The 7,612-nt window shown below is 67.6% G+C and carries 5 protein-coding genes and 1 pseudogene; 4 read left to right on the forward strand and 2 right to left on the reverse strand.

Going from position 1 to position 7,612, the window contains the following annotated elements:
• Positions 1-362 precede the first annotated feature (362 nt).
• Positions 363-2,426: a carbohydrate binding domain-containing protein gene (locus ACWDVG_RS31315; RefSeq protein WP_451704286.1), complete on the forward strand. Its 2,064-nt coding sequence runs from the start codon at positions 363-365 to the stop codon at positions 2,424-2,426.
• A 542-nt stretch (positions 2,427-2,968) separates the two neighbouring features.
• Entirely contained in the window at positions 2,969-4,288 is a 1,320-nt protein-coding gene (locus ACWDVG_RS31320; RefSeq protein ID WP_376603996.1) for a phytase, read from the forward strand.
• A gap of 284 nt (positions 4,289-4,572) precedes the next feature.
• On the opposite strand, the gene ACWDVG_RS31325 is transcribed toward ACWDVG_RS31320, so the two are convergent.
• Entirely contained in the window at positions 4,573-4,767 is a 195-nt protein-coding gene (locus tag ACWDVG_RS31325) for a transposase (protein ID WP_451704289.1), read from the reverse strand.
• A gap of 191 nt (positions 4,768-4,958) precedes the next feature.
• Here ACWDVG_RS31325 and ACWDVG_RS31330 point away from each other — a divergent pair.
• A pseudogene (locus ACWDVG_RS31330) lies at positions 4,959-5,495 on the forward strand (transposase family protein); the annotation flags it as partial.
• Between the two features lie 553 nt (positions 5,496-6,048).
• Entirely contained in the window at positions 6,049-6,606 is a 558-nt protein-coding gene (locus ACWDVG_RS31335) for a hypothetical protein (protein WP_376602003.1), read from the forward strand.
• 14 nt (positions 6,607-6,620) lie between these two features.
• Here the strand turns inward: ACWDVG_RS31335 and ACWDVG_RS31340 are convergent.
• A protein-coding gene (locus ACWDVG_RS31340; RefSeq protein ID WP_376602002.1) for an IS5 family transposase occupies positions 6,621-7,480 on the reverse strand; the annotation gives its coding sequence in 2 pieces (ribosomal slippage) (positions 6,621-7,138 and positions 7,138-7,480; 861 coding nt in all).
• Between the last annotated feature and the right edge of the window lie 132 nt (positions 7,481-7,612).

Here is a 7,612-nt window from a genome sequence, read left to right on the forward strand (position 1 = left end):
ACAGATCAAGGCAAAGACACGGAAGTTGTGGTCAGTCAGCCCAAGGGTCAGACCTGCCGGTGGCACCACCAACCATCATCACTGTCCGCCCAGCAGGTGAAGCCGGGTCCCTGGAAGTGCTGCAGGGCTTGCCTGGTCCTTGCGTGCACCTCGGCCCAGTTCCTCGGGCTCAGGCGGTTCGGTGCAGGGTTCCTGCTCCGGTATCAGTGACTGAAATGGTCGTGTCGGAGGTCTTGACCCGGTAAGGCGGCCGCCCCTAACTTTCAGACGCTTGCTGAAAGTTACAGCAATGTTTTGCGGAACGTGGGATCCGTAACCTCCGCGACTTGTATCCCCGCCCCCACCCCTTCAGGAGCCGCCGCATGAGCTCGACCGCACCTGCGCCAAGAAGAGTCTCCGCCGCCCTGACAGGCGTCGGCCTGATCCTCGGCCTGTCAACCGCCCTGACCGCGTCCGCCCAGCCGGCGGTGGCCGCCCCGACCGCGAACGGCGGCAAGAAGGTCACCGCCGTCCTGTTCGAGTGGAACTTCGACTCGATCGCCCGCGAGTGCACGCGCACCCTAGGCCCCAAGGGCTACGGATACGTGCAGGTCTCCCCGCCCCAGGAGCGCATCCAGGGCGGCGCCTGGTGGACCGCCTACCAGCCGGTCAGCTACAAGATCGCTGGACCGCTCGGCGACCGTGCCGCCTTCAAGAACATGGTCGACACCTGCCACGGGGCCGGCGTCAAGGTGGTCGTCGACGCCGTGATCAACCACATGACGTCCGGCTCGGGCACCGGCACCGCCGGCACCCAATACGGCAAGTACAACTACCCCGGCACCTACTCGGACGCCGACTTCAATAGCTGCCGCCGCCCCATCGGCAGCAACTACTCCGACCGCTACAACGTCCAGGAATGCGAGCTCGGCGAGATCGGACAGCCCTCACTGGCCGACCTCAAGACCAGCAGCGACTACGTCCGCGGCAGGATCGCCGGATACCTCAACGACCTCTCGTCGCTGGGTGTCGACGGCTTCCGCATGGACGCCGTCAAGCACATACCCGCCACCGACCTTGCCGCCATCCGCGGCAAGCTCACCGACCAGAGCGTGCACTGGATGCAGGAGGCGATCCACGGCGCGGGCGAGGCGGTCTCGCCCAGCGAGTACCTGGCCACCGGCGATGTCCAGGAGTTCCGCTACACCACCGACCTGAAGCGGATCCTGTCCGGTGAGAAGCTGTCCTACCTGAAGAACTTCGGCGAGGCCTGGGGCTACATGGCCTCCGGCAAGAGCGGCGCCATGGTCGCCAACCACGACACCGAGCGCAACGGCTCCAGTCTGAGCTACCGCGACGGCGCGAACTACACGCTCGCCCACGTCTTCATGCTCGCCCACCCCTACGGCGCTCCGTCTGTCCACTCCGGTTACGAGTTCGCCAACCGGGACGCCGGTGCCCCCAACGGGGGCAATGTCCAGGCATGTCACAGCGATGGCTGGAGCTGCCAGCACGCCTGGCGCCAGATCGCCAACATGGTGGCCTTCCGCAACGTCTCCGAGGGCACCGGTCTCACCAATTGGTGGGACAACGGCAACAACGCCATCGCCTTTGGTCGCGGCACCAAGGCGTTCGTCGCCGTCAACCACGAGGGAGGGTCCCTCACCCGGACCTTCCAGACCTCGCTTCCGGCCGGTACCTACTGCGACGTGCAGCACGGTGACCCGACCACGAGCGGCGGCTGCACCGGCACCACGTACACCGTCGGCACGGACGGCAAGTTCACCGCCACCATCGGCAGCAACGACGCCGTCGCCCTGCACATCGGTGCGATGGTCGGGCCCAAGCCGGGCGACAACACGGCCACCGTCTACTACAGCACCGACAAGAACTGGTCCGCCCACAACATCCACTACGCCCCCACCGGCGGCACCTGGACCACGGCCCCCGGCGTCACCATGGAAGCCGCCTGCGACGGCTGGGTGAAGAAGACTGTCGCCCTCGGCTCCGCCACCGGCCTCAAGGCGGCCTTCAACAACGGCACCGGCACCTGGGACAGCAACAACGGCGCCGACTACACCCTCGGCACCGGGGACATCACGGTCAAAAGCGGCGCTGTCGGCGCGGGCGACCCCTGCGGCGTCCAGCAGACCGAGACCGGCGCGTCCTTCGCGGTCAACGCCACCACCGTCCTCGGCCAGAACATCTACGTCGTCGGCGACCACACCGCCCTCGGCAGCTGGGCGCCCGCCGCGGCCCTCAAGCTCGATGCCGCCGCCTACCCGGTGTGGAAGCTCGATGTGAAGCTGCCCGCCGGCACGACCTTCGCGTACAAGTACATCCGCAAGGACGCCTCCGGCAACGTCACCTGGGAAAGCGGCGCCAACCGCACGGCCACCGTCCCCGCCGATGGCAAGATCACGCTGAACGACACCTGGCGCAACTGATCCTCTCGCACGTGGGTGGGTACCGGCCGACGCCGCTACCCACCCACGGACCGCAAAACCACACCGCTCGCAACAGTGCCCGCGAGCATCCCGCTCCGCGTTCGCCCATGGCCCCGGAACGAGTCCGGGCCGCCCACCGAGGCCGGCGCGCGAAGCACCGGACGCAGACGGGCTGCCACCGCCCTGGAGACGTCCGTCACATGCGGGGATGACACTCGCAGCGGCGACCGAGCCGGCGGTAGCGGTCCGCTCGATCGCCCATCTGTGTCGCCGGAGTTGTCTCGACGACGTGACAACGTCCCCGAACCGCAGGGCGCGGCGGCAGACCACGCGTCGAAACGACCCCTATGCCCGCCGGACTCATGAAGTCACGCCGTTGAGCGGCTCGTCAGTAGCGGCCTGGCCACGGATTGCCCGGCCGACGGTGTCCAGTATGCAGACACGCCGCCCCGGGACCTCATGGCACGTTCCACATTCCGTCACCGTTCCTTCATGACCTCTCCGTAGCGTTCCCGGCGTCCGCATTCCTACCAAGGAGTAACGTGAGCGCCTTCGCTCTCAGCAGCCTGACTTCACTCGCCACCGCGTTCGCCCTGGCCGCCGGCCCCGTGGCCCCGGTGACCGTCGCGGCCACGGTGGAGACCCCGGTGGTGTACGACGACGAGGCGGGCGGCAGCGCCGACGCCGATGACCCGGCCGTGTGGGTAGACCCTGAGAATCCCAGCCGCAGCATCGTCATCGGCACGCTGAAGGAGGCCGGCCTCGACGTCTACGGACTCGACGGCCGCCGCCTGCAGCACATAGCGGCCCCCTCGGCCCCGCACGAGGACGCCAAGGCCAGCCGCTTCAACAACGTCGATATCGTCTATGGTTTCGACCTCGACGGCGAGCCGACCGACCTCGCCCTCGTCAGCGACCGTGGCCGCGACCGCGTCCGCGCGTTCGCCATCGACCCGGCCGCCGTCGCGGCCGGCAAGCCGCCGCTGAAGGACGTCACCGCTCCCGACGTGACGCCGGTGTTCGCCGCCGACGAGGCGGAGGTGGACGACCAGCGCACCTCCTACGGCCTGGCTGCCTTCAGCGACGGCGACGACGCCTACGCGGTGGTCTCCCGGCGCGAGGAGACCCGTCTGCGGCTGCTGCAGCTGGAGGACCGCGACGGTCTCGTCGGCTACAAGACCGAGGACACCCTCGACCTGCCCGCCACCTTCGCCCTGCCCGACGGCACCGACTGGACCCCGTGCGCCGACCCCGGCGAGAACCCGCAGGTCGAGGGCATGGCCGTCGACCAGGAGGAGCACGTCCTGTACGCCGCCCAGGAGCGGGTCGGCCTGTGGCGGATCGAGCTCGACGACGAGGAGTTCGAGGACCCCGAGCTCATCGACCGCGTCCGCGAGTACGGCACGCCGTGGACGTACGACACGGCGGAGGAGGAGTGCGTCCTCGACACCGAGAACGACCCCGGCTTCGGCGGTGAGCACCTGAGCGCCGACGCCGAGGGCGTCACCGTCTACCACGCCGAGGACGGCACCGGATACGTCCTCGCCTCCAGCCAGGGCGACAACACCTTCGCCGTGTACGAGCGCGACGGGGACAACGACTACCTCGGCTCCTTCGCCGTCACCGACAGCCCGGCAACCGACGGCGTACAGCACTCCGACGGCTCCACCGTCGTCAACGTGCCCCTCGGCAGCGCCTTCCCCAAGGGCATGCTGATCACCCACGACGGCGAGGCCACCCCGGCCGACGGCGACCGCGAGGGCACCAACTTCAAGTTCACCCGCTGGGACGCCGTCGCCGGCGCCTTCCCCGAGCCCCTCACGGTCGACACCGACTCCTTCGACCCCCGCGACACGGACTGACCTGATCCGTCAGCTCATACCGTCCGGCTCTGTGGCACCCGCGCCAACACCGTGAGGCCCACCAGCGAAACCACTCATGCGGAGTGGCCTTCCTCGCCTACGGGCCTGTCGGACAACCAGCGGCGCGCCCCGTCCACCAGGCGGGGCGCGCCGTCGAAGACCCGCTCGACGGGCAGTCCAGCCCGGACCCGGCGAGCTTCGTGACGTGTTCCACCTCACGAAGGCCCGACGAGCAGCCAACTCTCGTGCCCAGCCGACAGAACTCCACCGAGAAGACGGCATTCTCAAACGGTCCGAGTCGTGGCGGAATCCGCTCCGCAGCGGACCGCCTCGGCGGCCTGTCGATCCGACAGGCCGAGTACGAACTGAAGCACACAGACGGTGGCCAGCTGGGCGGGTGAGAGACCCGGACGCCCGTCACGGGAATACCAGTCAGCGAAGTCCTCGTCACGCCACAGCTCGTCCAGGCGGTCTCTCACTCACATCGCCGCCGTACCACTCGGGTTGCTCGCCCGCTCGATCTGCGCGGTCAGAGGTGGGACTTGCTCGCCGGAACGAGGACAGAGCGCCAACGGGCACCTCGACAACTGCATAGGCTCTCGGAACACCCCGAGCATGCTCACCGATCACGCCGACGCACCGGGCAGCTCCAAGATCCCCGACAGAGTCAAGTCAGGCGGTCGACCTTCTGGCAGCTCTCGCCCCGAGCCTGGCCGATGCGTGCGGACCGCGCCAGCAAAGGCGCACCTGATCCAGGACGGCACCTTTTTGCGGGTCGACCGCATCGCCGCGGACCGGCCGTTTCGCCCCGGCAGGCATAAGAAGCACGGGATGACGCGCAGGTCCTCGCCGCCCCCCTCGGGCGGCTGCTGTGGGCCTCACCGGCCCTGCCCGGCGCCGTTTCCGACATCCGCGTGGCCCGCGAACCCGGCATCATCGACGCCCTCACCGAGGCAGGCATCCCGTGCTGGGCCGACATGGGATACCGAGAGGTCGGCGACACCATCCGCATACCGTGCTCGGGGCGCCCGGGAGACCCTTTCCGCAGGGCAGCAGGCGGCCAACCGGGCCCACGTGACGATCCGGGGCCTCGTCGAGCAGGCCGCCGCCCTCAAATCCTGGCACCTCCTCCGCGAACTGCGATGCTCGACCATCCGAAATCGCCAGCCACGTCTGGGTCGTCCTCACTCTTCATCTGGCGAGTTCGGGGCGAGGGCGGAAAGACTCGCTGCCCGCCTGGGGCGTGGAGGACGACACCGCCCTTTCCCGCAGGCCGGCCGACGCGGCTCCTGTTCCGGCGGGAGCGCGCCGTGACAAGAGGACGCCCATCCCTATCTTCAACTCTTGAATGAAAAGCCTTCCGCCAACTTCGGTATCGGCTCTCGGGCCTCCTAAGGTAGGACTTTGGAAGTCGCGGCGGTATCTGCCAGCCAAGGAGTGGGAGCGGTGGCGGAAAGCGGCTGGCCAGTGGAGTTGAGACTCTCTTTATATAGTTTTAAACTTGAACGTATACATGGCCTGGTTGGCCGGGAGGGGGCGTGAAATCAGGCCAAAAGCGCCAGAAGTTCAGTGGTTGCCTTCAATTTGCGATGTGATGGAGCACCAGGGGTGCTTGCCGGCGTCTCGCATCGACTCATCTTTGTCACGCACCTGACAGGGGAGACCTAGAGCCTGTCTCTTGGAAGTGCGGTGCGTAGGGTGCTGCATGCCGGATCGATAACCTGTGTCGGCGTCGGCGGCATGGTGCGAAACTTCGGGCCATGACCTCACCCGAGCTCAGCGACCTGGACTATCTCCGGGAGATCGAGCGTCTCGCCAATCGCGTCAGTGTGGAGGCATCCAACGAAGGATGGCTCTCGTTCCAGGCAGACCCGGATGGGGCGACACCACTCCAGCGCAGCGTGAACGTGCTTGCTCGGGCTCTGCGCCATTACCACTTTGAGGGTGACGGCTGCTTGGACGAGGACCGGCCTCTGATCCGCCTCGTCGGAGCCTCGGTGTTGAGGCCTGGGGTCATGCCAGCCGGAGTGGAGGAGGCGTACGAGGAGGTGTGTGCACGGATCGGCGTCGACCCCAGGCCGGAGGGCTGGGCTCTGTGGAACACCTGGAGTGACGGGGACCTGAAGGTGACCATGGTGGTGTCCGCGGTCGAGACGACCGAGGGGCTGTTCGAGAACTGGGCGCGTGGGAGAGCACTCGACCCGGTGTCACCGCTGCCATCCCAGATCGCCCTCGTCCGCCAGGGATGGATAGGACCGATGACGTTCTCACCTCGCGGCGTCAGCCGGACGGGCCTTGGTGGTCGGCCACTGGCCTAGGCTCTGGCCCTCGGTCAGCGCCGTGTCCACATGAGAATCGCAGCGAGGTGCAGTGCGGCCTGGTAGGCGATGGCGAGTTTGTCGGTTCGCATGGCCAGGCCGCGCCACTGCTTGAGTCGATTGATGCACCGTTCGACGGCGTTGCGCTGCTTGTACGCCTCGGCGTCGAAGCCGGGTGGGCGACCACCGGCGCGACCTCGCCGGAGCCGGTGACCGACCTGGTCGGCGGGCTGCGGGATCACGGCACGGATACCTCGCCGCCGGAGATGCTCACGGATCGCGCGGGATGAATACGCGCGGTCCGCCAGGACGGCGTCCGGCCGGGTTCGCGGTCTTCCCGGTCCCCTTCGCGGAACACGGATGCCTGCCATGACCGCCTCGAAGGCCGGCGCGTCGCCCGCTTGGCCCGCAGAGATGCGGAGGGCCAAGGGCCGCGCATGGCCGTCGCTGACGAGATGGACCTTCGTACTCAGGCCACCTCGGGAACGTCCGAGCGCATGGTCATCGGGCTCAGCCCGAAATGGCGCCCCTTTTTCCTGGCTCCGGCGGCGTGCTGGTGAGCCCGGCAGACGGTGGAGTCCACCGACACGGTCCAGCCGATGTCGTCAGCACCCTCGGCCGCTGCCAAGACCGCGGCAAGGATCCGTTCCCAGGTGCCGTCCACGGCCCACCTGATCAGCCGTTTGTGAGCGGTCTGGAACGAGCCGAGCTCGTCCGGCAGGTCCCGCCAGGGCGAGCCGGTGCGGTACTTCCACGCGATGGCTTCCAAGGTTCGGCGGTGGTCGGCCCATCGTCGACCGCGGACCGGATCAGCCGGCATCAGCGGCTCGATCCGGTCCCACATCGCATCAGTGATCACTAATCGGACGGACACATCCGATCAACTGACCAACCGATCAAAGAGACACGCTCTAGTACTGCAACGGTGTTTGCTGTGACTGGTGGCCAGGTTATGGGGGTGTGTGGCCGCGTTGTTTGTAGTGGCTGATGCGGGCTTGGTGTTGTC

Source organism: Streptomyces sp. NPDC003327 (assembly GCF_053589515.1).

Excerpts from the sequence above, each read along its gene's own strand:
- ACWDVG_RS31315 (WP_451704286.1), top strand. The coding sequence starts at position 363 with ATGAGCTCGACCGCACCTGCGCCAAGAAGAGTCTCCGCCGCCCTGACA.
- ACWDVG_RS31335 (WP_376602003.1), top strand. The coding sequence starts at position 6,049 with ATGACCTCACCCGAGCTCAGCGACCTGGACTATCTCCGGGAGATCGAG.